Genomic DNA, 26,357 nt, shown 5'->3' with positions numbered 1-26,357 from the left:
TATTCCGATACGGGGTAATGAGGCTTTCTGTGAAACCGCTGCATAGTCCGGGATCCGGGAGTCCATCTCCGCCCCGGTCCCCGGTTTTCTCCCTGTACAGCCGGGACGCTCCCCGCGGGACGGCGCCCGGGAAATGTGGCGCTCCGGTGTCCAGTTATGTCCGAAATTGACCGGAGTCCTACGTGACCCGTCCAGGTTTTTCGCGGTGACCTTTATTCTATTCTGTATCGCAGGAGCGCAGCCACGCCCCCGAGGGACTCGAGCTGAGCGCCGGGTTCGAACTCGGTGGAAAAGACCACGATGCCGGATCCGAGGAGTTCTGCACGCTCGATAAGGTGCTGCGTCTCGGGATCGCGGAGGAGGGAGTCGGCAACGAACAGCTCCTCCACGGCCCCGTATTCCACTGCCCTCGATACCTCGGCCTTTCCATAAGCCGCGGGCTCGCCGCAGGCGATCCTTTTAAGGAGGTCATCCATGCACCGGACCTCCCTCCCGAGCTGGAGATCCTGGTACACCCGTTCAAGAACCCCCTGCCCGATCGCCTCCTGTACTGCACCCCGTCCGATCCTCCGCGTATCGATGATCATCACCCTCGCGGCAAGGTCCGGATGAGATCCGCGGAGGTATTTCATCAGGTCTTCCTTGACAAATCCCGGACCTGCGATGATCAGGGGCCCCCTGACGTCCTTCAGGTGATCAGCCACCCGGGAGAAGAAATCCGTTCTCCCGCCCGAATCGTCCTCTTTCCCGCTCCCCGAGGTGATGGTGACCACCCCTTCGGGCCCGAACTGGCGGATGCGAAAGAGCTCTGCTTCCCCCTCCTCGATGGTGAGGATATGGGGCACTTCCTGGACCGAGGCCCGTATCGCCCGCTCTATCCGTTCCAGGTCGACCGGTCGCCAGCACTTTATCACCGAGAGCTCGTAACCGGGCTCGATGTTCAGGGTATGGTAGGAGCCGGTTTCGATCCCGTGTTCGATTATCCCGGTGAGCCGGAGGCGGAGGGCGTACTTGTGGAACTCTACCCGCTCTATCCTGATCCCGAGCCTGACCGGCTTCTTTTCGAGCTTTTCAGGACGGAGCTTGTCGGTCTCCCCCTCGACGGTGCGAAGGGTGGTGGCAAAGACAAGGTCGCCCGGGCCGACCAGGTGCTCCAGATGCCAAAGATCGTCGATACTCTCCGGGAAGATCCGGATCTCCCCGCATGATCTTTGCAGTTCACCCCGTTCCGCTTTCATGGCTCCACCAGGTCCGACCCACCGGGGGGGACGAACGCCGCGACAGTCTCCGTGTTAAGCACCCCTTTCAACCCTTTCTGCTCCTGGGGTGATAGTCTTTCCCGGATTATCCTGAGTACTTTCTTCGCGATATCGTTCGGCTCGTACTGCCCCGGGCGGAGGCCGGCCACGTTCGAGGCCCGCTCCTTCACCGCAGAGGGCGGCCCGCCGATGACCCCGAGTTCGGGGCTGGTCTCTAGCCCTATGGCCACTTCGAGGGGGACGTTATGGTAGTACACCCGTTCCCCCCGGACGATAAAGGACCCCCTTGCCACATACTCCCCGGATTCGGGAGTTTTGCTCACCTGGTCCGGGGCGACCGAGTAGACATCAGCGCTGAAATGCCCGCTCCTCCAGGCCCCGGAGTACGACGCCGCGAACTGGGCCACCTCGTCCATCCGTACCGTCCTGCCCTTCACGATCACTACACTCGCCCCGTGCACGTCGGCGTGGACAAACCGGTCCCCACCCTCCATGTACTTCTTTACCAGTTCCTCGTTCTGCCCGGCGTCTTTTCCCCCGAGCACCAGCACACCGTCGCTGGTATAGAACCACCGGAACCTGTGGAACCAGCGTTTTTTCCGCACCGGCGAGGATGAAGATTTCTTTTCCCGCCTCTCGGGGACCTTTGCCATGGCCCCCCGGGCGCCCTCGATCTTCTTCCGGAATTTCTTGATAGTGTCGTAGTAGGCGCCCACGTTCGCCTCGAGGCTCTCGTGGACCCGGAGGTTCACCTGCTCACCGAGGTCAAGGTCGACCGAGGCGTCCTCGGGGTGAACGGCAGTGATCCTGGTCGCAGGCCCCCCGGTCTGGCTCTTTAATATCGCTTCGATCTCCTGCCAGGAACGGCTCTTACTCGCCTGGTCGAGGCTTTCGAGGACCTCCTGCACCAGGGGGTAGTTCTCGTAAATCAGTGCTACGATCCGCTCGGTCCTGGCGATCTTCTCCTCGAACTTCTTTACCGCCGCTACCTGCTGGCGACGGATCCGCTCTTCACGCGAGACCTTTTCGGCTTTCTTAGTCTCCTTCTCCGGCTTTTGTATCAGGGGGAAGAACGACTCGAGCGCCTCGTTGAACGCACGAGGTCCGCCCGGCCCGCCCATGCCGGTCAGGGGGAAGGGGAGACACGAATCGCGGGTGATCACCGGCGATATCTCCGTCTCGGCACGGGCAAGGAGACGGCTCACCGCCGAATATATCGGCCCGGCATCGACGCTCCCGGCCGGAGCAGTCTTGTCGACCCCTGCCGTTTCGCAGACATACTCCGCATATTTTCCCCCGAGCATCGCCCCCACCGCGAGGGCCCGGACAATGTCCCGGTCGTCGTTTCGCAGGAATTCCGAGAACTTTTCCTCTCCCGAAGTGAAAGGGTCCTGGCCCGGGAGCTCGTAACGGACCCCCGGGACCACCGCCCGCTCCCTGAACCGGTGGTGGGAGAACGAATTGATGATGGTAAAGTCCCCGTCGCAGAGGACCACGTTGCCGGGGTCGAAGAGTTCGAGGATAAGGAAAAAGGAGAGGTCCTTTTTTCCTATCTCGAAGATTACGATCCTCTGGAGGCCGTGCTGCCGGACGGAGAGGAGTTTCCCCCCGGAGAGATATTTCCGGAGGAGCATCGCGAAATGGGGGGGCATCTTCGGCGGCGGGGGCAGCGACCGGACGAGGTGCACCCTTTTTGCGGGTTCGATCAACAGGTGATACCGTGCGTGTTCTAGCCCGTTCAACCGGATCGCGAGAAAATTCGGCTCGAACTGGTAGGCCTTGTCCACCCACAGCGGGAGAAGGTCCGAGAGCTCCGCTACCACCGCGCGGATATCTATCCCGCTCATGCCCTGGATGGTTGCCATATAATACCAAATTAGATATGGCCCGAGCACCTAAAAATAGGACTACTGGTGTCACGATGAGCGCCGAAATGCCGGAAGAAAATGAGAGTCCGCAGAAAGAGAGCGGACAAAAGAAGCTTACTCCGCAGGAGAAGCAGAAGGAACAGCACGAGCGGATCCAGAGGACCGTCATCGCCTGCGTGATGGGGATAGTGACCGGCATAATCTCCTACCTCGTGGTAGGACCGGAGAATATCGCCGGGTTCAACAGCTACACATTCCTCGGCCTGCTGATAATGTTCGCCGGGATAGTCGTCCAGCGACACATCTTCATGGCGCTCCGGATGAACACCTCCGGGCTCGGGAAGAAGGACTGGCTCTATCAGGGGTTCATGACGTTCGCCTTCTGGTTCATTATCTGGACATTCCTGCTATCCGGCTCAATCTGATCGCATATGCGTATTGCAGTAGTTCATCGTGACCGATGCCACTCCCGGAAATGCGGGACCGAGTGCATCTCGTACTGTCCCCGGGTCCGTACCGGAGACGAGACGGTCGTCCTTTCCGAGGAGGGCAAGGCGGTGATCTCCGAGGAGTTGTGCGTGGGGTGCGGGATATGCGTGAAAAAGTGCCCCTTCGAGGCGATCGACATCGTGAGCCTTCCCGAAGAGCTCGAGCACCCCACACACCGCTACGGGGTAAACGGATTCGCACTCTACGGTCTTCCCATCCCGGTGGAAGGGAAGGTCACCGGGATCCTCGGGGAGAACGGGATTGGGAAGAGCACGGCGATGAAGATCCTGTCCGGGCAGCTCAAGCCGAACCTAGGAGAGTTCGAACGGGAGGCAGCCTGGGAGGAGATCCTCCGCCGTTATACCGGGACGGAACTCTTCGATTACCTCCAGACCGTCTCCCAGAAGAAACTCAAAGTGGCCGTCAAGCCTCAGTATATCGACTTTATCCCCAAGGTCTTCTCCGGCTCGTCCCGGGAGCTCCTTAAGGGGACCGACGAACGGGGTGCGCTGCAGGGGTACATCGAGGCGCTCCGCCTGGACCCGATCCTCGACCATGATATCACCACCCTCTCCGGCGGCGAGCTCCAGCGGGTTGCCATCGCCGCATGTCTTTCCCGCGAGGCGGACTTCTATTTCCTCGACGAGATCACCCCGTTCCTCGATATCTACCAGAGAATGGCGGCAGCGGAACTGATCCGGGACCTCGCCCTGCACCGCCCCATCGTGATCGTCGAGCACGACCTCGCGATCCTCGACATGCTCGCCGACACGGTGCACGTGGCATACGGTAAACCGGCGGTCTTCGGGGTGATCACCCAGCCGAAGGGGGTCAGGGTGGGGATCAACCAGTACCTCGAGGGGTACCTTCCCGAGGAGAACGTGAGGTTCCGGCCCTACCCGGTGGTCTTCGAGAAGCGGGCCCACGAGAAGGGCTCCGAGCGTCAGGTGCTCTACGAGTTCCCCCGCATGGCGAAGTCGTACGACCGGTTCAGGCTCGAGGTGTCGGGCGGCGAGATCCGGGCCGGAGAGGTACTCGGCGTGGTGGGCGCGAACGGGATCGGGAAGAGCACCTTCGCCCGGCTGCTCGCCGGGGAGGAGGAGCCCGAGGGAGGGCCGCTCGAGTCGCAGGTCACCATCTCTTACAAGCCCCAGTACATCAAGCCCCAGGGCTCGGACACCGTCGAGTTCATACTCCGGAGCATCACGAAGTCGTTCGATTCCTCGGGCTACCAGCACGAGATCATCGAACCGCTCTCGATAGGGCCCCTTTTACAGATGTCGGTCGACACCCTCTCCGGCGGCGAGCTCCAGCGGGTAGCCATCGCCGCGTGCCTCTCCCGGAAAGCGGACCTCTACATCCTCGACGAGCCGAGCGCCCACCTGGACGTAGAGCAGCGGGTCAAGGTGACCAGGGTCCTGAAACGGCACGTCGAGGGCAAGGATGCCGCCGTACTGGTGATAGACCACGACATCTACCTGATCGACATGATCAGCGAGCGCATCCTGGTCTTCGAGGGGTCCCCCGGGATCAGCGGCGAGGCCACCGGACCGTTCGATATGCGGGAAGGGATGAACCGGTTCCTCTCCGAGCTCGGGGTAACCTTCCGGAGGGACAAGACCGGCAGGCCCCGTATCAACAAGCCGGAGTCGTACCTCGACCGGGAACAGAAGGCGAGCGGCGAATACTATTACTACACCGATGAGGAGTAAGACAACTCCCCGTTATTTTCTCTAAACCTCGATTTTTGAATAGAATGTGCGTTTCATGACGCTCCGGGCTGCGCCCCGCCGCTGCGGCGCCCCGAAAGGAAATACCTGAATATCGTATCTTTGGATTTTTTATCGAGCGATGTCAGCCAGGATTAAAATTTTACCAGAGATATTTCCTGCTACATGGTCCGCGAAAAAGGATACGCATGAGATTGATCGGACAATTAAATCATAGAGTGGAGTGATTCACAGCAGTTCAAAAAAAGACGAAAATGGCAAAGCCATTTTCGGACGAGAAGATTACTGGAGTCCCTTGATCTCCCAGTCCTCGTCCGGCTCTTCCTCTTCTTTCTTCTTTCTCCACTCAAATTTCTTCTTTTCCTTCTTTGGTTCCGGTTCTTCGCCCTCTTTACCTTTCCTCCGGAGGAGGTAGATCGCCATGAACGCCACCGCGACGATGATGATCACGACGATGATCACCTTGATCAGCAGGTCGGTGAAGTCACCGGTTACCGCAGCAGTGGTGGGGATCACGGTGGTTGCGACAGTGGTGGGGACCGGGGTCTGCCCGCCCTGGACGAAGAGCGCGAAGGTGGTGGAGTGGGTGATGGTCGCGCTCACCGTGCGGCTGTTGGCATTCACCGTGGTGGGAAGGTCTTCCCACTGGCCGGTCGCGGTATTATACCACTTTATCGAGAGGTCCCCGCCCTGTAATGCGGCCCATTCCTGTTCCGGAAGGGTGATCGAGAGGGTGATGTAGGGATCGAAACTCGCACCGCTCGGCTCGATGTCGTACGCATATCCCGCAAAGGTATAGGGAGCCCCGGGGGCCACCGGCGGGACATCCGATCCCGGCACCCTCACGATGGTTATGGAGAAGATCGGGCTTCCCGTTGCGTTGACCGGTTTCATCCCTTCGGGGAGATAGAGCTGGGCGGCATTGTCCTCCGCAACGATCACCACCGACTGGGAGAGCCGGTAGTCCACGTTCAGGGGCAGCGTCCCTCCCGCGGGGCCGACCGGGGTGGTCGTCGCCGTGGCGCTGACCGTGGGTGTCGGCGTTGCGGTCTCCGTGGATGCGGGTGCGTAGAACCCTCCGCCGCCGCCACCGCCACCGCCGCCTGCGGCAGGGCTGCTCGACTTGGAGACCACGATATACCCTGTCTTCGTAGTGGTGGAGGTCCCTGCGGCATTGCTCACTGTGAGGGTCACCGTGTAGGCCCCGTTGAAGTAGGAATGCATCGGGTTCTGGAGGGTGGAGTTCGCGGAATTGTCACCAAAGTTCCACTCCCAGTGGGTCGGAATCCCGGTCGACATGTCATAGAAGTAGACCTTCAGGGGTTCGTATCCCGCAAGCGGCGTGGCGGAGAAGTCGGCCTGGGGGAGGGACATGTTGGTACGCAGGTTCAGTTCCGTGAGGCTGCCGCTGTGGAACGGGTAGGTTGAAACCCACCCGCTGCTCGCATTCACGTCGTAAACCTCGGCCCGGACGCCTCCGATGAAGAACGAGATCGGGGCGTTCTCCTGGATGCTCCCCATCACGTCAAGTCTCTGCGAGAAGGAACTGCTGCCGCCGTACTGTCCCGGTACGCTCACAACGACAGGGTTCCCCTGCACGTTGGTCAGGCCACCCGCGACGAACGCCTCTATCTCGGTCCCTGCCGGCACCTGCTCACCGCCCGCGAGAACGGCCGTGCCATAGAATTCGTGGGGCCGGACCGGGATCGTCGACGGGACGGGTGTCGGTGTCTGGGTAGTCGTGGTAGGTGTCGGCGTTGCAGTCGTTGGTGTCGGGGTAGACGTGGTCGGCGTCGGGGTAGTCGTAGTAGTGGTGGGCGTGGGAGTGGCCGTCGTGGGTGTAGGCGTTGCGGTGGTAACGGTAGTTGTCGGGGTAACCGTCGTTGTCGTGGTGGTAACGGTCACGGTGGGGGTTGGCGTTACCGTGGGAGTCGGGGCCCCCGATGCGGTAAGGGGCAGGTACATCGTGCTGCCCGACTGGAATATGGCAGTCTGGTCGGCCTTGTACCCGTTGATGTAGAATTCGATCAGGAGGACGCATCCGCAGGACGAACAGCAATCGTTGATCTCCTGTTCGGAAAGCGTGACCTTCAGCCGGTTGGCATATGCATCTGCCCCACCGTAGAACCCCTGCTGTGTCGTGACCAGCTGGCCGTGCGGAGTACCATGGTAATATGCGACGATGGTGCTCCCGACCGGGGCCTGCTGGCCACCCTGGGTCACGGTGCCATAGAACTCGCAGGGGATGGGCGGTACTGCTGCTGCAGCTCCTACCAGCAGACAGAGCATCAGTGAAAAAATGAGGAGCTTGTGGTTCATCTTCACCTCGACACCCGGAAGATCATGCGCTGATCGCTGCAAGAGTCCCAGGGCCCCTCATGTAGAGCCAGTATCCCTTCGAGGGATACATGGGGTTGGTGTCCGAGTGGCTGCCGGATCCGCCGTTGATGATCGAGGTCTCGTAGGACTGCAGGGCGGCATTGAATCCCATCGTCTGGGACCACTGGTCCACCACAGAGGTCAGGGTATCCTTCGCAGAGGCCTGTGTCGTGTCCGAGAACCCTATTGCGTTCCACCCGGTATACATCTGTTTGGTCGGGGGTGTTGCCAGGGGGTCGTCCTTGTAGTGGAGAGTCACCTGGTAAGTGGTCGTAGAGTAGATCCAGATACCGTCCAGGGGTTTGACGGGTGAATCGGCCATCATCTGCGTCCATATACCAGTACTTGCGTCGTAGAGGTAAATAGAGTGTCCGCCGGTGTTCACCCCGCCAAAGACCTCGGAGGCGGTGTTGTAGCCGTCAGCAAGGGTCTTTGGCGTGGAGACGAAGTTCCACCCGGGCCAGAGGTCGATGGTGTTGGTACCGGGGGTCGGGGTGACGGTCCCGGTCGGGGTGGGGGTCGGGCCTACGGAGGTGACCGTGACGTAATCGGTCTTGGTCGTGGTAGACGACCCCATTGCGTTGCTCACACTGAGGGTGACGTCGTAGGACCCTTCCAGCTGGTAGGTGTGGAGGGGGTTCTGCTGGACCGAGGTCGTTCCGTCGCCGAAGTTCCAGAGCCAGGTGTTGGGGGTACCGGTGGAGATATCGGTGAACTGCACGGTGAGCGGTTTGGCTCCCGTGGTCGGGGTGCCCGAGAAGTCCGCGATGACCGCGGTGTTGCTCTCGACCTTGAACTCGAGCACCTGGTAGGTATCATCGATATTCTGGGCGTCGATTCCGTTGATCAGTGCCTGGAAGGCCTGCATTCCCACGAGCCTGCCGGTGCCGTCGATCAGGAAGAGCTTGCTCCACCGCACGGGGTCCGAGGTGATCACGTACTCCTTGTTCGGGTCTCCTGACCACACGGTGTCCCAGGTGGGGTAGTACACCCAGTCCTCGGGGATGACGTCGAGGAGGTGGTTGTACATCGGGTGCTGGAGGACCACCTTGTAGGTCCCGGGCTGCAGCGCCAGGGTGTTGAAGTAGCTGGCGAGGTTGAAGGAGAACGTATCGTCTGGGCAGTTCACGTCGATCTGGTCGTAGATGTACTTGGAGCCCGCGACCTTGTTCTCACCGAATACCCAGAATGCGATCGGGATGGGGTCCTTGACCCACTCCTCGTATTCCTCGTCGTAGTAATAGTCCCATATCCCGGTTGCATTGCCCGATACGATGATGGACACCGGGTTGCAGCAGACGATCTTCAGGACCTTGGGGTTGATATCCGCGGTGATCTTCGGCTGGAGGAACTCGAAGGGTATCTTGGTCCATGCGGCGCACGACGGAGTGACCGGACTGCAGTTGATGCACTGGATGTTCTCCAGGGCCTGGCGGTCGTCAGGCTTGCTGGATGCGTAGATGTAGTACTGGCCCAGGTCTATCATGTTCTCCCTGGTGACCCAGAGGTATTCCCACGTTCCGTCGGGTTGTACCGGCACCTGGGTGAACGTATAGGGTTCGCCGGTCACCACAGGGTCGTTATAGACAAGGTCGGATCCTGCGCAGGACTGGCACGGGCCGGAGATGAACAGGTACGTGGTAGTGCTGTCGGTATTGGTCCCGGAGAGCCGGATGGTCTCGCCCAGGTATGCCTGGTTGGTCTGCTGTCCGAAGACGTAGGCCGCAAAGGTCACGGTCCCTTTGGTCACGGTGATGGTGGTGAACTTCGGGATCACGGTATCTCCGCTCGACAGCGGCACCACCGCAATGGAATACGTCCCCGGCTTGGTATCGGTGCTGGTCTGCCAGTCGATGGTACGGGTCCCGTTCACATCGGTGGTGACGGTCGCATAATACCATATGCCGTCGTCAGGATAGAAGGGCACATTTTCTTCGACCTGCTTGATACATCCCGAACAATCGAAGTACTTGTCCCCGTTCGTCCCTACCATCACACCCTCCTGGAGGTTGTAGGAGATCATGGGCGGCTGGTCGCAGGGATACCCTGACATGGTCCCGCTGCAGGTTCCGGATTTGACCCAGATCACGTACTGGGTGAACGGGTCGCCCGAGACGGTCGCGGAGAAGGTCTCTCCCCTCTTCACCGAACCCTTGTTGACCGTAACGCTCACCGGCCTTGACTCGATGGTCACCGTCTTCTTGATCGAGACGGTTTTACCCTCGATGTTGTAGTTTTCCTTGATATGGTTTACATTACACTCGATCCAGGCGGTATACGTCCCGTCAGGATATATCCTGGTCCCCGAGATCCCTGTATAGGTGGTCATGGCCGCCGTGTACCACCCGACATACCAGTCGGGAGCGATCGGTGTGGTGGATACCCAGTAATAGGGGTTGGAATTGACGTTTTGGTTGGTCAACGGTATCTGGTAGTTGACATAGAGGAGGGTTATGTCGATCAGGCTGGTCAGGATCCCGCCGTCGGGGGTCTGCACCTTGATGGTGAACATCCCGTCGGTCACCGGGTTGAACCCCGGCCTGCTCGCAATCGAATACATATTGGTCTCGATCCTGAAGTTTTCCGTGCTCCCGACAGGGACTTTTGCTCCGGAAACTTCGGTCTGGGTATCCTGGTCCCACACGCGGAGGGTCAGGGACGGGTCAACCACGTTGAATGCCTGGCCCTGGTTTGAACCGTCCCACCTGTACCATGTACCGGTTTTTCCCGCAAAATTTGACGGTGCGACATAGAACGAGGAAGGATTGCCCACCGAGTAAATTGCATTGGGTACATCGGTGTTCGGGTTGGTTCCCTGCATGAACCACGCGATCTGGGAATATCCACCCACTGCTGCGGTTACATCAAGTCCTTGTTCACCGATAAAAACGTCACCACCCTGCGGAATGACATTCGTCACCGCAGAAACGGGCGCAATAGCCCAGATAAGAGCAATTACGACCACGATACAGTAGAGTAAGCACTTTCGAAGCTTCATCTCAGCACCACCTTGATTGAATTATGCATGAAAGAGGGATCCCCGGCTGCCACCTTCTGGGACTAACCGCTCTTTTATATAGTCTGAATTGGGACAAGATGATAATATACTTTTCTCTCCTGTTCGTCCCGGAGTGAAATCAGGTGGGGAGAGAATCGACAATTCAGGGAAAAAATAAGCCTGTGGGATCCTCGCGGGTGAAGCAGAACGGTTTTATAGTTTCATAAAATCCGGCTTAAAAACGAAGAATTCTTGAAAATAATAAAAATTATTCCTTTTCTTCAAAGATCTCTTCGTTCTCCGGTTTCTTCGGCGCTCGTGTCCGCCGCTCGATCAGGTACACCGCGACCGCGACAAGGATCACAATGATCACCATGGCCGGGATGACAAGCATCGCGGGGAACGGCATGGAAACCGGGGTTGTTTCAGGCGTGCCGGTGGTTATGGTCGGGACGGTGGTGGCCGGCCCTGCCTCCCCGAACAGCGCGTAGAGCCCGCCCCTGGTGGCCGTCCCGGTGACAGACATCGCAGAGGTATCGATCGTGGTAGGGATCGCATACCAGGTGCCCGATGCGGTATCGTATCTCATGATAACCAGGTTCTGGCCTGCGAGGGCGGCCCAGGCATCGGGACCGAATGTGAAACTGACGGTCACGAAGGGGTCGAACGAGGCACCCTCAGGCTCGACCAGGTCTGCATACCCGGTAAAGGAGTATGGGGCCGGGGGCATCGAGGGGAGCTCGCTTCCGGAAACAGGGGTCAGGATAATGTCCCTGAGGGGGTTCCCGTTCGCATCGGTCGGCCGGACTCCTGCGGGGATATTGACCGAGACGATTCCGTCGGGCGAGACGATTACTACCATCTGCACGGTGACGTTGTTTCCGTCAAGCGGGATCGTGCCCGGAGGGATGGTCGGGGTCGGCGTGGGGGTCACGGTGGGCGTCGTGGCGGTCGTTCCGACATAGAAGTACCCGCCACCTCCGCCGCCGCCGCCACCGCCGCCACCGCCGCTGCGGAGCACGGTGATATACGCGGGCCTGGTGAGCGTGGAGTTGCCGAGGTCGTTACTCACGGTGAGCGTCACGGTGTACACTCCGTTGTTGTACAGGTGCATCGGGTTCTGTTCGGTCGAGATCTTCCCGTCCCCGAAGGTCCACAGCCAGGAGGTCACGTTCCCGAGCGAAGTGTCGGTGAAGTTCACCGCGAGGGGTTCATACCCTTTCAGGGGGTCCGCGGTGAAGTTCGCGATGGGCCCGAAGTATTCCTGGACCTGGATCAGGTTCGTTTTCGAGACAGAGCTCGAACCGAACCCGTTCGAAACAGTGAGGTTTACTGTGTAGTTTCCGGCTGCAGCATAGGTATGCAACGGGTCCTGCATCGTCGAGCTGCTCCCGTCCCCGAAGGACCAGTCCCAGGCATCGGGCCCGCCCGTGGACAGATCGGTGAACTGGACCGCAAGCGGCGCATAACCGGATTTTGGCTGGGCCTCGAAGTCCGCCGCGGGCGGGGCCTCCGTCACGTTGATATAGGCCTGTTTTAACTCCGTGTCCGTTCCGCCTAGGTTCCTCACCGTCAGAGAGACTGTGTAGATGCCCGGGTTCCGGTATACATGCACCGGGGACTGGAGGGACGACCCGCTCCCGTCCCCGAACGACCAGGTCCATTCGAAGGGGTTCCCGGTCGAGAGGTCGGTAAACTGGACCGCGAGAGGGGCCTCCCCTTGGGTGACATTCGCCATGAAGTTGGCCGTGGGGGGCGGCGGCAGCGGCGAGACCGTGATATATCCGGGTTTGACCGTGGTTGCCTGGTTCCCGGAGAGGTCCCGTATGGTCAGGCTTACCGTATAGGTCCCTGTTGCCTGGTAGGTATGGGTCGGGTTGGCCACGTTTGAACTTCCCCCGTCTCCGAACTGCCAGGTCCAGTAACTGTGCGGACCCGACGAGAGGTCGGTGAACTGGACATTGAGCGGGACAAAGCCGGACGTGGGCGTGCCCTGGAAGTTCGCGACCAGCCCCGAGCTGGAGACCACGATATAGCCGACCTTCTGCTCCGTATCGTTGGAGAACGCGTTCCAGGCCGTGAGGGTCACCGTATAGGTGCCCGCACTCTGATACACGTGCACCGGGTTCTGTTCGGTCGAGTTGGCGGTTCCGTCACCGAAGTTCCAGCTCCACTGCACAGGCCCTCCGCTGGACATGTCGGTGAACTGGACAGAGAGCGGCGCGGTACCCGAACGGGGGCTCCCGGTGAAATCCGCTGCTACCGGTGCACTTGTCACATTCAGGTCGAGAACGGTAAGGCCTCCCTGTTCGAAGGGATAACTCGAAAGCCACGGCCCTGAAGTGCCGTTCACCCTGCACATGGCCTGGACCCCGTTCACGGAGAAGGTGATGGGAGACCCTGCCGGGACACCTCCCTGCACAAGAAGTTTATTGCCGAACGCCGTGGCATTCCCGTAAACCCCCGGAATGGTGGTGACGAGGGAGCCGCTCCCGCCCGTTGCCAGTGCTGATATGAGGCTTCCGGCTGGGGCAGGGCTCCCGAGGACCGTCACTCCGCCATAGAACGCGTGGGGAAGACTGGCATCGGGGGTGACCGTAATATAACCCGTTTTCCGGAGTGTCGAGGTCCCGAACTCATTCTGGACCGTCAGGGTCACGGAGTACGTTCCTGCAGTAGTATAAACGTGCACCGGGTCCTCCTGCGTGGAGTTCGGGGACCCGTCACCGAAGTACCAGTTCCACTGGGTCGGGCTGCCCGTGGAGAGGTCGCTGAACTGGACCGTCAGCGGACCGGCACCCTGGGTGGGCACCCCGACAAAGTTGGCAGAGGGCGATTCCGCCACAAGGAGTGTAGACTGGTCGAATCCGACGATCTCCCCGTCCTGGTCGAGACCCAGAGCGTAGACGTAATATTCACCCGCATTGAGCGAGTTGAGGGAGGATGCCGGAATCATCGCACCTGTCGAACCGGTGGAATAACCTGAAATGCCGAACCCCGGAGTGAAGGAGATCACCGAGCCGTTCGAAGGTGGGGGTGGTACAGGGCTGCCTATTCTGGACAGGGTAAAGCGGAACGCGGTAGAATCTTCGGAAGACCTGAGAATGTTCTTCAGGCCGGAAAGAAGCGGATCCCCGATCGCCACTCCTGAATTGAAGGAGTCCGTGATTGAGCCGCATACGTTCTGCATGTCGATATCGAGCCGTGCATCGTAGGTTTCGGTCTGTTTGATCAGGAGATATGCTACTTCCCGGATCCCGGCATTATTCTGGAACGTGACGGTAAGATTCTCGGGGGATTTTTTATCGTACTCGTAGGGAAGGGAATGTCCTGCGATGACCAGCTCGTTCCTCCCGTCAAGAATAATAATCGGGTATGCTGCGTAACTTACAATCCTTTCCCCGGCCTGGTCGTAGGAAAATGCGATCAGCGAGTATTCCCCGGGAAGAGGGGCGGCACCTGACAAGGGATTCGATAATGCCTGGGAGTATTGCCTGTCGAGGGTAAATGAAGAGAGGTCGACCGCATTCTGGTTCAGGGTATAGACCAGGTCATCGGCATCATATACGAAGGTCCCGGTAACGATATAGAGGTCAGAGGCCGGCTTCACCGCTAGAAGACCCTGGTTGGAGACGATGTAAAGAATATCCGAGGAATTGAAAAGGTTTTCGAGCCCTGGAATACCTGCTGACTGGTTCACTTTCACGATAAAAATATTCCCGATCTCTCCGGGAATCTCGCAATTTATTGTAGGGACATTAAGGTCCGTATATACGTTGATTCCCGGCCAGGAAGACCAGTCTTCGCTTACATCCAGAGGACCCAGGATGGTGAGCGTATTGCCTGAACATTGGGCGGATCCTGAAGAGAAGATCCGCCGAACTTCGCGGAGATTGGGTGCTGCGAGCGTGTCGATATCAGATCCGTCGCCTGTAGTCGAGATCAGGATTACTTCGGTCTTTGAAAGGTTCAGGAGGTCAATGGTATCCACTGTTCCGACCGTCATCTGTTTTACGGTGTGCGTTTGGTCGAGGGTCAGCCTGGCGATGATATCGTCATCTGCGGCACCATATCCGGATATTAACGTCATCAGGACAAGAAGGATACCCAAGGCAGCCACGGATGGCTGTACGGGGTAACGACGTTTCGTCCTTTTACCTCCTGACCCTGAGTATCCCTCCTCGTCTTCATTCGATAGCAACTTCCCTGGCATACTTAACTTCTCCTCTCTTCTCCGTACATGGGAATGTCCGATTCGCCCTCACGCGAGGTATCATCAGAAATTTATATATAACACCGTTGTGGAGCTCATCAATTTAAACCTTTTGTATAAATCGGCTTCCAATTGCAGTATTGGCCGTGATAAAAACTCTGATCGAGAGGAACGTCGAATATTCGGGAGGAAAAAAAACAAAGAAAAAACATAGAATATTATATATTTTAATATAATAATTTTACTTCTGTGCTTATTATGGAATAAAAGAGGTATGAAGGGTTTTCCCCAGGCATCCTGATACAAAGGGAGCAGAGAAAAATATCCTGTTCAACCGTAAGTCGGAAATGTTACGGCAGGTGAATGATTTCTATTCCTCCGATCGGCTCCCCCGTCGGTCCCCGGAGGTACGATGCTTCGATCGTGACGACCGGCAGATCGTCAGTTCCCGCTGTACCTGCGGGTAGGGATTTTTCGGCAGTCAGCTTCCCGTTTTCTCTCTTCACATTGGTATAATACCTGAGAATTTCCTCATCCCCTTCGGCGATAAGGTCGATTAAGGGGGGGCATGAAGGAAGTACACTGCTGAAGGCGCCCGAATAGTCACAGGAACCGAGAATCTCGGCCCTGCCGGTGCCGGTCATCTTTTCCAGCGCAGTATTCCATGCGACGACACGCTTCTCCTCGTCGATTATAAACGCCGGGTGGGGGATGAAGTCGATGAGGGACCCGATCTCTTCCCTCGCTCCCTCGAGGCGTATCTCGGCCTCCTGGAGACTGGTGACATCCTCGACGAGTCCGTTGATGCATGAAACCTCTCCTGCAGAATCGAATTGTGCAAGAGCAGTGACCCGGACCGCCAGAACCTTCCCGTCCGGGGTCTTCAACCTGATCGGGCAGTTCTTCACGAACCCGTACTTGCGAAGGTCATCGAGGAGTTGCTTTCTCCCGTCCGGTTCGGCAAAGATGCTCGCAACTTTTACGTTTTTGAGCTGATCAAGAGAAGGATACCCGAGTATGCTGACGAGGGCGGGATTTCCCCAGATAAATCGTCCCATCGGATCACCCGTACTCCGGTAGACCCCGACGCCCATGTCCTGGACCAGAGCGCGATACTCCTCTTCTTTCCCCCTCAGTCGCTCCTCTGCTTTCTGTTGCGAGATATCGCGTGCAATAGTCGAGGCCCCGATCACGATGCCGTTCTCGTCCCTGATAGGCGAGACAGACATCCCGATATCGACCGGAGATCCGTCCTTCCTTATCCGGATGGTCTCCAGGTACTCCACAGGGATGCCCTGCCTGACCCTTCCGATGATCTCCTCCATCTCGGGAAACCGGTCCGGAGGAATGATAGAACTGATGTGCTTCCCGATCATCTCGGCAGCGGTGTACCCGTATATCCGCTCGGCGGATGCGTTCCAGCTGATCACGATACCATCGACGCTCTTCCCGATCACGGCTTCCATGGTCGATTCGATGATGGATGAGAGGAGGTGACGGGTCCGGTCCGCCTCACGCTGGTCGGTGATATCCTCGTATACCACGAACTGCTTGTTGTCGGTCAGGGTGACGGGCCGGAAAAAGATCTCCTTTATCTCACCGTTTTTACATCTGACCGAGAAAGTCCTGGGCCTCATCGAACCGACCTGGGAGTCTTCCAGGTCGCCGGACCATGCGGCGATGACCGATCTCCGGTATTCCGGATCGGGATACGCCACCCGGAACCATTCCCTGCCCGTCGAGAAGTCCGAAAGATCGTACCCGAAGGTCTCGGTGAACCTGGAATTTATGAACAGGTATTTGCCATCCTCCGCGATGATCGAGATGGGGAAGGGAGAATGTGCCGTGATCTTCGAGAACAGTTCCTCGCTCTTGCTTAATGACTCTTCAGCAATATGCCGCTGGAGAGCGATCGCGGCGGCCTGCACGTAAATTTCAACCGTCTGGAAATCCGGGACCTCCGCATCTTCCGGGAGGAAGACCCCGGCCACACCAAGCGCTTCATTCTCACGTACGAGCCCGATTCCATAGATCTCCCTGATACGGGTCATCCCAATGAAACCGTTCAACGCATTGCCAAGCGCTCCCTCAAAGAGGGGAGGAAACTCCGAACGGTCTACATGCAGGATGCGTCCCTCAAGGATCCCTCTGCGGGTCTCCGGTGTCGCGGTGAGCTGAAAACCCTCTGGCTCACAGCCAAAACAGGATGAAAAGAGGTCGTGTGCGTCACGTCCCATGAGCATCTTCCGGAGAGTGATAACCCCTGTCGCATTATCGAAGGTGCACACGACAATATACCCTTTCGGGATGAGAAATTTCAGATCCAGGCCAATTTTCTCGAAAATATCGGATTTTGGAGGCAATTCGATGAATTCCTGCAGTTTTTTCGAAAAAAATTCCTTTTCGGTAAGATAACGCTGGATCTTCACCGATGATTCGTGGCGCTCTGTCATATCCCTGAATATACCTTCTATTCCGAGCGGGGCACCCGATTTATCGTAATACAGGTGACTGCTCACTGCAACGTGGAGGGGGCTGCCGTCCTTCTTTTTCAGGACCACTTCGTAATCGAGGACCTCCCCATGGGTCCGGACCTCTTCCAGGAATCTGCTTCTTTCCGCGGGATCGAAATAAAACGCATCCGCGATATTCTTTCCGAGGCACTCGTCCATGGCGGCGTACCCCAGCACGGAGGCCCAGCTCGGGCTCGCCATGATCAGCCTTCCCTCAAGATCGGAGCGATAGAATACATCCTGGATGTTCTCGATCACGTTACGGTACAACTCCTCGCTCTCCTTCAGCGCATCTTCGGCAAGCCTGCGCTGAAGGGCGATGGTCGCCTGGCGGACATACGTCTCCACCAAAGGGAGGTCCGGAACATCCGCGCTTTTCCGCACCACGATCATTGCATTTCCGAGGAGTTTCCCCCCGCGCACGAAGCCGACGGCATATATATCGCCAGATTCTATCACCCGCGATATTTCCTCGCACACTGATTCCGGCAGGGAGGGGGAGATGATATCACACACCGGAAGAGCTACTTTGTGCAGGATACCGATCCTCAATTCCCGGAACAGTTGGGGATTGAGGTGATATTGAGTGCCGACGGGATCCCGGCCAAGGTATCGGTGAATCAGTTCCCGGTCGCGCTCAGGGAGGAGGCTTTTCAACGTCATGCTTTCATCCGGCTCTGAAAACAAGTTCAGGAATATCGTGGATCCGGGTGCAAGTTCCTGGAGATCGGCGGCGATCTTTTCAAATATGCCCGTGTCCATCGGCAATTCGGAGAATTCCAGCAGTTTCCGGGACAAAAATTCCATATTCGCGATGTGCTGCTGAATTTTTGCCGCAGCCTCACGCTTCTCCATATTGTCCCGGCCCACCCCCTGGTATTCCACGGGGTTCGCCTGACCATCGAAGAATGCCCGGATCGTCCAGGACTGCCATCTGACCTGGCCGGAAGGGCATAGTACCCTGCAGTCGAAGGAGGCGACGGGGTCGTCAATAGCGAGGGAGCGGATAGTCCTATCCACCGAATCCCTGTCATCTTCGAGCAGGGCATAGATGTACGGTTCTCCGATCAGGGTTCCGGGATCTTTCCCGTAATACCGGGCGTATGTCGAATTGACGAAGGAAAGTGTTCCGTCGGGGCGGAACCGTGTGATGAACTCGGGCTGGTCCTCCACGATTCCCCTGTATCTTGCTTCTTTTGTCTCAAGTTCGAGTTTATACTTTTTTTCCCGGGTGATGTCCTCCATGAGGATCGTAATGCCCTGTCCGCCGTCGTCGAATACGGTATTTATACTTTTAATCCGGAAAAAAAACATTTCAGCTGCCTTATTTATCTGTATCTCCCTCGTGAGCTCGGGATTTATCAGGATATCCGAGAATATCTCCGAAAATGAGATATCCTCGATGTTTTTCTTGTAAATTTCGACGATATGTTTCCCGATGATCTCTTCCCTGGTGAGTCCGAAGAACTTCAGAAAGCTCTCGTTACAGAACACCATTTTATGGTTCTCGTCGAGTGCGAGGACAAGATCCGAAGAAATGCCGAGCATTGCAGATATGGGAATCCGGTGAGAGAGGAAGAAGACGCGTGCGGTCCCGTAGGAACAGCTCTCCACCTGGCCCGAGATGAGCAGGACCTCCAGGTACTTTGCCACCGAATTTCTGTTCATCTTCAGTTTTGAGGAGATCTCCGTTATCGTAAGACCGCGCGAGTTGAGCTTGAGCAGGACTTTGATCTTTGATATCGTCTCCTCTTCGAGTGCCATACCTTACCCCACCTTATCAATGATGATGTGTTTCGTGGAACTCCCATTAATTGTATCCCCCAAATTGTATCCCCATAAAAATATACCCGTGACAGTTTATTCGACCGTGACCTGACAGAAATGTCAGTTGCGTGTGGTAAGAAGGGCTCCGGATCGTCCGAAGAATTGTGCTCTTTTCGCGTTCCCGGACCTGAAGATACTGTCCGGGCATGAGCCGGATTCCGGGGAGACCCCCGCTCCGGATGATCCGACGTGGCGATGGCACTATCGGCCTGGATGTGACGGGCAGCGCGGAGAAAAATAACCAAAGCGCTCGAAATCAATAAAGAGGAATAATTTCCGGTGAAAATACCGCCGGATCAATGCCCGGCATATCAACCCGGCGCTGTGGGCATGCACCGTCGACATGCAGCATATTAGTGCATAAAAATATATTTAGACCGATATTATTCATCAATCAGCCATCGGGGGGAGAACATGAAACCCGATGGTGGGGGGTAAAAAAATGAATACTGCAGACCGCACAAAACACGCGACCGAAAGTACGAACGACGCCGAGATCTGGATACGATACGGCGATGAGATGATGCATAAGGGAGAGCTTCCAAAGGCCATGGAGTACTACGATCAGGCGCTTGCAAGTTCTTCGGTACACACGCTCGCTTCAGCATGGCACAGCAAGGCCAATGCCCTCGATTCCGTGGGAAGACATGATGAGGCGATCGCGTGTTACGATAATGCCCTTAAATGTGATCCACAGAACGCCGAGTGCTGGTTCAATAAGGGCCTGACCCTGAAGAAGGTCGGGAAAGAGGACGAGGGCCTCGCCTGCATCAACCAGGGCGTTCTGATCGCGATGGGAAGATAACACCTTTTTTCGAACTATTTTGGGACCATCCTGATCCTGGCTTCCGCTCTCTGCCACCTGCGATAGACCTGATGATCGGACTGCCTCATGATACAGGAGTCCGGTCTCTTACGGGAAGAATAACCGGACAGCCGGAAATCAAGAAAGGGGGAATATTACCTGGGGAAAATACTGCCGGATCAATGCCCGGCATTTCAACCCGGCGCTGTGGGCATGCACCGTCGACATGCAGCCTATTAGTGCATAAAAATATATTTAGACCGATATTATTCATCAATCAGCCATCGGGGGGAGAACATGAAACCCGATGGTGGGGGGTAAAAAAATGAATACTGCAGACCGCACAAAACACGCGACCGAAAGTACGAACGACGCCGAGATCTGGATACGATACGGCGATGAGATGATGCATAAGGGAGAACTTCCAAAGGCCATGGAGTACTACGACCAGGCGCTCGCAAGTTCTTCGGTACACACGCTCGCCTCGGCATGGCACAGCAAGGCCAATGCCCTCGATTCCGTGGGGAGACATGATGAGGCGATCGCGTGTTACGACAATGCCCTGAAATGCGATCCCCAGAACGCCGAGTGCTGGTTCAATAAGGGCCTGACCCTGAAGAAGGTCGGGAAAGAGGACGAGGGCCTCGCCTGCATCAACCACGGTGTCCGGATCGCGATGGGAAGATAACAACCTTTTTTCAGACCATTTACAGCCCCGGCTTCTCTCAACCCTGCTCTCCGCCGCCGGAGATCGAATTGATAGTGTGGCAGAATCCGCGATACGCAGGTCTGCTGATACGGGAAGAATAAATAACCCCCTGAAACATGAAAGGAATAATTTCCGGTGAAAATACCGCCGGATCAATGCCCGGCATATCAACCCGGCGCTGTGGGCATGCACCGTCGACATGCAGCATATTAGTGCATAAAAATATATTTAGACCGATATTATTCATCAATCAGCCATCGGGGGGAGAACATGAAACCCGATGGTGGGGGGTAAAAAAAATGAATACTGCAGACCGCACAAAACACACGACCGAAAGTACGAACGACGCCGGGATCTGGATACGATACGGCGATGAGATGATGCATAAGGGAGAGCTTCCAAAGGCCATGGAGTACTACGATCAGGCGCTTGCAAGTTCTTCGGTACACACGCTCGCCTCGGCATGGCACAGCAAGGCCAATGCCCTCGATTCCGTGGGGAGACACGAGGAGGCGATCGCGTGTTACGACAATGCCCTCAAATGCGATCCCCAGAACGCCGAATGCTTGTTCAATAAAGGCATCACCCTGAAGAAGGTCGGAAGAGAGGACGAGGGCCTCGCCTGCATCAATCAGGGTGTTCTAATCGCGATGGGAGGGTAACGACTATTTTTATTGAAAATGCCTCCGGCATTTTCATTTATACATGCATGCGTTTTTTGAAAAGAATCATATAATCTCTAAATAAATTCTGTGGAGCCGCGATTCCATCCGGACCGCCATTCACCACCGTCTGCGAAATAACGGAATATTATTTGTCTGTTTTTACTATGCCGTGCAACGGTGTATGGCATATGCTTATTGTACCGGGTGCCCGACACATTTCATGCCCTCAGAGAGGGCTTGGGGAAATATCTCTACGATGCGATTGGGCTCATTACGAACCGCATTGTACTTGGTACTCATTTTGCGATGGGGGGATCGCAAACCCCCTGGTTTTTAGAACGGCTCCGGTCCTGTTTCACCACACCCGGATTGAACCCGGACGACCACAATTTTAAGCCAGGCGGCTTCGATATACTACACTAAAGGCACGATGCACATGTGGAATCGATCAATCGGTGTCTGCCTGGTCCTGCTCCTGGCCCTGGCCGCGAGCGCGGCAGCCACTGTGGTCACCCTCTCTCCTGCGACCCTGGATCGCGGGGATACGGTGTTCATCTCGATACAGGACCTGGGAGACAATCAGACATTTTCAATCGGGATCGAGGGAAGGTTCGCGGTCCAGCAAGGCCAGGACTTCACCTTCGAGACCTCCCGGTTTGTGATGCCTTTTACGCTTGAATCAGGCCAGATCAAGGCAACCCTCTATGACACGGACTATAACGTGCTCGAGGTAAAAAAGAATGATACCACGGTGAAAAAAGTAGGAAATTCTGTGAACGGGGTCTTTTCAGCCTCGGAATCCGGGACGATCCCCGCAGGAACCTACGATTATCTGAGGCTCTCGGGAACCCCCTCCGCCGGTGCGGGTATCGTATCCTCGGGCATTTCCCTCGCGGGCGTGAAACGGGGGCCCGATAATTCCGAAATATCGTTCATCCCGGACGGTATCTCGGATGGGAGCATCCGGGTGAAGGTAACGATTGACGGGAACCTCGTCCTCGACAGGACCATCACCATTGGAAACGGAGTGCCGTCAGGCACCGCGTTCCCGACCGTATCCCCGACCAGTACCTCCGCTCCGTCCTCGGGAGGAGGTACCTCAGGTGGGAGCGCAGCAGTCATCACTGATACCGTGTCGCCGACCTCGGTGCAAACGACCGGGACAGTTCCGACAATTCCCGGAGATGAACCCGTGACGACGGTCGCGAGCGGAATTTCTACCACTGTGCCCCCGGCCGACGGGACCCCGATGCATACCGCCGTAACCACTCCCCAGCCTGCAGGAAAAATACCCCTCGGGTTCCTGACAATTCTTGGTGCACTCTGCCTGTCCGGACTTTTGTTCTTCATGAGACGCTGATACACACATGGACGAGCATAATGCGGGGGCCGGCGTCCTGGACGCGTTCTCCCCCCGGAATACCCCCCCGGACCTGGCTTTGGTGTATCTTTGGACCATCGCGAGCGCGGCGGTCATTTACATCCCGATAGTGAACGGGACGTTCCTCCGGGTTATCATCGCGCTCCCCATGATCCTCTTCTTTCCCGGGTATTCCCTTATATGTGCGTTATTCCCCGGGAAGACGGAGATCGACGGTATCGAACGGCTGGCGCTCTCATTCGGGCTCTCCATTGCAGTGGTTCCCCTCATCGGCCTGGTGTTGAATTATACTCCCTGGGGAATCCGTCTCGACCCCCTGGTGATCAGCCTGGCCATATTTACACTGGCTATGGCGATCGTGGCCCAGTTCAGGAGGGCGCAGATTGCTCCTGAAGCGCGGTTTTCGGTCCCTTTCAGGGGCTTGTCCGTTGCGTTCAAAGCCGAGTTTTTCGATCCTTCGGCAGGAAAGACCGACCGGGCACTCTCGGTCCTGCTCCTGATCGCCATCGCGGGCGCCCTGGTCGCTACCGCGTACGTGATCGCGGTGCCAAAGGAAGGGGAAAAATTCACCGAATTTTATATCCTGGGCAGCGAGGGTAAGGCCTCGGATTACCCCACCATGATCAGGACAGGGGATCCGCAGGAGGTGATCGTGGGGATCGGGAACCACGAGTACCGGAATGCGAGCTATTTCGTCGAGGTATGGCTCCTCGACAGGGAATCGGATCCGGCTTCGGGTGCCTCGTCCATCATTAAAATGGATGAGATGTCGCAGCAGAGGGTCGATCTTCCCGATAACCAGACCTACCAGGAGAAGTTACCGTTCAGGGTCAACGAGACCGGGTATAATCAGATCCAGTTCCTCCTGTTCATCGACCAGGCCCCCGGGGCAGAGGTCCGGGGACAGGACAGGATCAACGCGAGTTACCGGGACCTTCACCTCTGGATCACGGTACGGCCCCGGTGATGCAGAATATCCGGATACCCTGTTCTCTCTCCATAAGTTCGACCCTTGAGATTTGGTGGGGACGCCCGAGCGCCGCGGTGAACATGCACCCCGCCAGGGAGCATGCCCCGCAGGGATTCATGGTGCAGCACTTCGGGGATGCCGCGTTGATATACCTGCACCCCTCGAACAACCGGTAGCCTGTCAGGGTAACCACCCACTGGTCCCCTTCAAGGGCGGCGTGTGCCCCGGAGGCGATCTCGAGAACATCCTCGAAAACTTCCCTGATGGTAGAGGGCAGTTCCGACTCGTTTTCCGGGAGGATCAGGGAATGGTCGCGAAAGAGCATCTCCAGAAGCGGCTTCCCTGCCGGGACGAGTACCACGCCGGGGGTCCCGCCCTGGACCATGTAAGAAAAATCCCTGACCGGTTCGGGGGGGATCCCGTCGGCAACCGGTATAAACTGCCACAGGTCCCCATGATGAGCGCCCGGGAGTATCCAGGCATCACCCCTGACCCCCAGGTCCGAACACATCCGGGAGATATTGAGGCTCTCGGCACGGCCAAGGAGCGCAACCGCGCCCGGGTGGGGATTTTCTTCTTTCATGAAGGTAAGCATGAATATCCCCCCGAGGAAACAGCCCACCCCCGCCAGGAAAAGAGTTGCCGTGGTGATGTCAGACCGGTTGGTGAACCATGCCACTCCCAGGAGCAGTGCCGCCGCCCCGAGGATGATCCCCCCGGCAAGCGTATAATCAGAAAATCCTTTAACCTTCATGCTTCCCTCTGAACACGAGATTGATACGCTGTTCGTTCAGCAGCAGGAGTCCGGTGCCCGCCCCTGCGAGCACCAGCACGAGCAGGGGGAGGAGACCCGCATGGACCGGGATCATGAGCACCATCCCGGCAATTCCTGCTGCAACCAGCGATCCAAGCAGAAGATAGCCTTCCCGGGCCGACCAGGCGCGGAGTTCGATCCCCACCCCGAGACCGATAACCAGGAGTTCTCCTGCGAGCGAAAAAATGGGGCTGATCGCCGCGAGCAGGATAACAGGGGGCTGGCCCGCGCACACCGGATACACTCCTCCGAGATCCTTTCTCACCGATGCCAGAAGGACTGCAAGATAAAGGACCAGCAGCCCGGCGATCAGCAGAAATGCCTGGTTGTTCCATGATACGGCCACACCCGAGGCGACGAATGCCAGGCCCGCCACGACCGTGACCCCAAGTCTCCATCGGGAGATCATTTTATCACCACGGTGTCGACCCCGCGAATCATGGTGAGTTCCCCGCTCCCCCCTCCGTCCGGCAGCGCAGACGGTACCTGGAGCACCGTCTCGCACCCTGCTTGCCGTGATTGGAGGACCAGCGATCGAAGATGGCTGAGATCGCCCTGGTACAGGCTGAACACATAGACGGCAGAATTTTTCCTCGCTCTCATCACGTTCCTGACCTGCAGGTCGAAGGTCGGGGTGCGCATGCCGGGAAGGAATCCCCGGTAGACCTCCGAAAGGCGGAGGAGATGGTCATCCACCCCGCCAGGTCCGTTTCCGCCCGTTAATTCCGTGCGTTCCTGCGCGATCTTTACCTGCATCCCCCGTGCGGACGAGGGTTCAAGGCTCCGAAAAGAGGAATACACCCGTGGCATCCGGCCTGCTTCATCGATCAGCCGCCGGGCATGGAGCGTTGACCTTTCGGCAGGAACGAATTTTATCAGGTTCGGGCCCGAGATGAGAAGCAGCCCGCAGGAATTATCGTACACTCCCCCGCGGATGATCGCATCGTTGACCGCACCCAGGATCTGGTCGAACGCCGCCGGATTCCCCTCCTGTCCGGGACCGGGAAGGTCGATAACCAGGAGGGGAGGGGCGCCCGCCAGCCCCGCATATTCCCTGACATATGTTTTTCCATGTTTGGCAGTGAGTTTCCAGTCGATGGCCCGTGGGTCGTCCCCATCCCTGTACAGCCGGAACGCCCGGATTCCATACCCCTTGAGCGGGGTAATCCTCTCGAGCTCCCGCTCCCCCGTGCCTTCCAGGCCTGATTTCCCTGAAAACTGGTTGAGCGGTTCGACAAATACCGCAGGTCTCCTGAATGAATCTCCCGACAGGTGCACGCGGGCCGAAAAAAAAGGGTCTTTCACTGCGATTGTGATCCCGCCGAAGAGGAGCTCGCCTGTGGCAAAATAGGCCAGCCTGTACCGGAGTGTAGAGCGGTCCGGGTAACCGGTACCCGTGGTCCTCCAGGTGGTATCCCCCTGGATTACCGATCCCCCGGGGGGTGTAAGGTCGGTGAGCTCGATGCATGCCCCTTTCGGCGCAACGAGAGAAACGGTGGTTTCCACCGAGGTACTGCCCCCCTGCCGGAGAATGAGATTTTCTGTCCGCCGGCTGCAGGTGGCTGATGCGGCGGTCGAAGCGAGTGCGTGCTGGAACGCGACTGCTCTTGCACCCGCAACGATGAGGATCATTGCTCCTGCCATCACGGCTGCAGGGTCGTCAAAGATCCATGCGTAAATCTCCATGGTCACGGCAAGGACTGCCAGGGCCGAAAGGGCAGGGGTGGGCCGCACGGG

At 57.5% G+C, this 26,357-nt stretch carries 17 protein-coding genes; 7 read left to right on the top strand and 10 right to left on the bottom strand.

What is annotated here, in order from left to right:
* Positions 1-212: 212 nt before the first annotated feature.
* Together J2741_RS03130 and rqcH are read right to left on the bottom strand one after the other, a co-directional pair.
* Positions 213-1,238, bottom strand: coding sequence for an mRNA surveillance protein pelota (locus J2741_RS03130; protein ID WP_209673587.1), 1,026 nt, complete (start codon positions 1,236-1,238; stop codon positions 213-215).
* The gene (rqcH, locus tag J2741_RS03125) at positions 1,235-3,124 is read right to left on the bottom strand and encodes a ribosome rescue protein RqcH (RefSeq protein WP_209673586.1); all 1,890 of its coding nucleotides are present in this window, start codon (positions 3,122-3,124) and stop codon (positions 1,235-1,237) included. The genes J2741_RS03130 and rqcH overlap by 4 nt, the downstream gene beginning before the upstream one ends.
* 68 nt (positions 3,125-3,192) lie before the next feature.
* Between rqcH and J2741_RS03120 the strand changes: the two genes are divergently transcribed.
* Both J2741_RS03120 and J2741_RS03115 read left to right on the top strand, forming a co-directional pair.
* Positions 3,193-3,552: an EMC6-like membrane protein gene (locus J2741_RS03120; RefSeq protein ID WP_209673585.1), complete on the top strand. Its 360-nt coding sequence runs from the start codon at positions 3,193-3,195 to the stop codon at positions 3,550-3,552.
* 6 nt (positions 3,553-3,558) lie between these two features.
* Positions 3,559-5,328, top strand: a complete 1,770-nt coding sequence (locus J2741_RS03115; protein ID WP_209673584.1) for a ribosome biogenesis/translation initiation ATPase RLI — start codon at positions 3,559-3,561, stop codon at positions 5,326-5,328.
* Between the two features lie 300 nt (positions 5,329-5,628).
* Here J2741_RS03115 and J2741_RS12880 read toward each other — a convergent pair whose 3' ends face one another.
* The 4 genes from J2741_RS12880 to J2741_RS03095 form a co-directional block, all read right to left on the bottom strand.
* Positions 5,629-7,665, bottom strand: coding sequence for a PKD domain-containing protein (locus tag J2741_RS12880; RefSeq protein WP_245249368.1), 2,037 nt, complete (start codon positions 7,663-7,665; stop codon positions 5,629-5,631).
* Between the two features lie 22 nt (positions 7,666-7,687).
* Positions 7,688-10,723: a DUF3821 domain-containing protein gene (locus J2741_RS03105; RefSeq protein WP_209673583.1), complete on the bottom strand. Its 3,036-nt coding sequence runs from the start codon at positions 10,721-10,723 to the stop codon at positions 7,688-7,690.
* A gap of 268 nt (positions 10,724-10,991) precedes the next feature.
* Positions 10,992-14,936, bottom strand: coding sequence for a PKD domain-containing protein (locus tag J2741_RS03100; protein ID WP_209673582.1), 3,945 nt, complete (start codon positions 14,934-14,936; stop codon positions 10,992-10,994).
* Between the two features lie 350 nt (positions 14,937-15,286).
* Positions 15,287-19,213 (bottom strand): PAS domain S-box protein, encoded by a 3,927-nt coding sequence (locus tag J2741_RS03095; protein ID WP_209673581.1) that lies wholly within the window; start codon positions 19,211-19,213, stop codon positions 15,287-15,289.
* Between the two features lie 505 nt (positions 19,214-19,718).
* Between J2741_RS03095 and J2741_RS03090 the strand changes: the two genes are divergently transcribed.
* Together J2741_RS03090 and J2741_RS03085 are read left to right on the top strand one after the other, a co-directional pair.
* The gene (locus tag J2741_RS03090) at positions 19,719-20,081 is read left to right on the top strand and encodes a tetratricopeptide repeat protein (protein WP_209673580.1); all 363 of its coding nucleotides are present in this window, start codon (positions 19,719-19,721) and stop codon (positions 20,079-20,081) included.
* A 325-nt stretch (positions 20,082-20,406) separates the two neighbouring features.
* Entirely contained in the window at positions 20,407-20,769 is a 363-nt protein-coding gene (locus J2741_RS03085; protein ID WP_209673579.1) for a tetratricopeptide repeat protein, read from the top strand.
* A gap of 37 nt (positions 20,770-20,806) precedes the next feature.
* Here J2741_RS03085 and J2741_RS03080 read toward each other — a convergent pair whose 3' ends face one another.
* Positions 20,807-20,998, bottom strand: a complete 192-nt coding sequence (locus J2741_RS03080; protein WP_209673578.1) for a hypothetical protein — start codon at positions 20,996-20,998, stop codon at positions 20,807-20,809.
* A 91-nt stretch (positions 20,999-21,089) separates the two neighbouring features.
* Between J2741_RS03080 and J2741_RS03075 the strand changes: the two genes are divergently transcribed.
* The 3 genes from J2741_RS03075 (at position 21,090) to J2741_RS03065 (ending at position 23,803) form a co-directional block, all read left to right on the top strand.
* The gene (locus tag J2741_RS03075; RefSeq protein ID WP_209673577.1) at positions 21,090-21,452 is read left to right on the top strand and encodes a tetratricopeptide repeat protein; all 363 of its coding nucleotides are present in this window, start codon (positions 21,090-21,092) and stop codon (positions 21,450-21,452) included.
* 439 nt (positions 21,453-21,891) lie between these two features.
* On the top strand, positions 21,892-22,815 hold the full coding sequence (locus J2741_RS03070; protein WP_209673576.1) for a hypothetical protein: 924 nt from the start codon (positions 21,892-21,894) through the stop codon (positions 22,813-22,815).
* 7 nt (positions 22,816-22,822) lie between these two features.
* On the top strand, positions 22,823-23,803 hold the full coding sequence (locus J2741_RS03065) for a DUF1616 domain-containing protein (protein WP_209673575.1): 981 nt from the start codon (positions 22,823-22,825) through the stop codon (positions 23,801-23,803).
* On the opposite strand, the gene J2741_RS03060 is transcribed toward J2741_RS03065, so the two are convergent.
* From J2741_RS03060 to J2741_RS03050, 3 genes are read right to left on the bottom strand one after another with little or no spacing between them, the layout of a single operon-like run.
* Entirely contained in the window at positions 23,784-24,560 is a 777-nt protein-coding gene (locus J2741_RS03060; RefSeq protein ID WP_209673574.1) for a hypothetical protein, read from the bottom strand. The two genes, J2741_RS03065 and J2741_RS03060, sit on opposite strands and share 20 nt — an antisense overlap.
* A complete protein-coding gene (locus J2741_RS03055; RefSeq protein WP_209673573.1) occupies positions 24,550-25,029 on the bottom strand; it encodes a hypothetical protein in 480 nt (159 codons plus the stop codon). Before J2741_RS03055 ends, J2741_RS03060 begins: the two co-directional genes overlap by 11 nt.
* A complete protein-coding gene (locus J2741_RS03050; RefSeq protein ID WP_209673572.1) occupies positions 25,026-26,354 on the bottom strand; it encodes a DUF58 domain-containing protein in 1,329 nt (442 codons plus the stop codon). The genes J2741_RS03055 and J2741_RS03050 overlap by 4 nt, the downstream gene beginning before the upstream one ends.
* Positions 26,355-26,357: the final 3 nt, after the last annotated feature.

The organism is Methanolinea mesophila (assembly GCF_017873855.1).
GTDB classification, from domain to species: domain Archaea; phylum Halobacteriota; class Methanomicrobia; order Methanomicrobiales; family Methanospirillaceae; genus Methanolinea_B; species Methanolinea_B mesophila.
The sequence above is the reverse complement of the archived record's forward strand: the minus strand, read 5'-3'. Positions and strand labels throughout refer to the sequence as shown.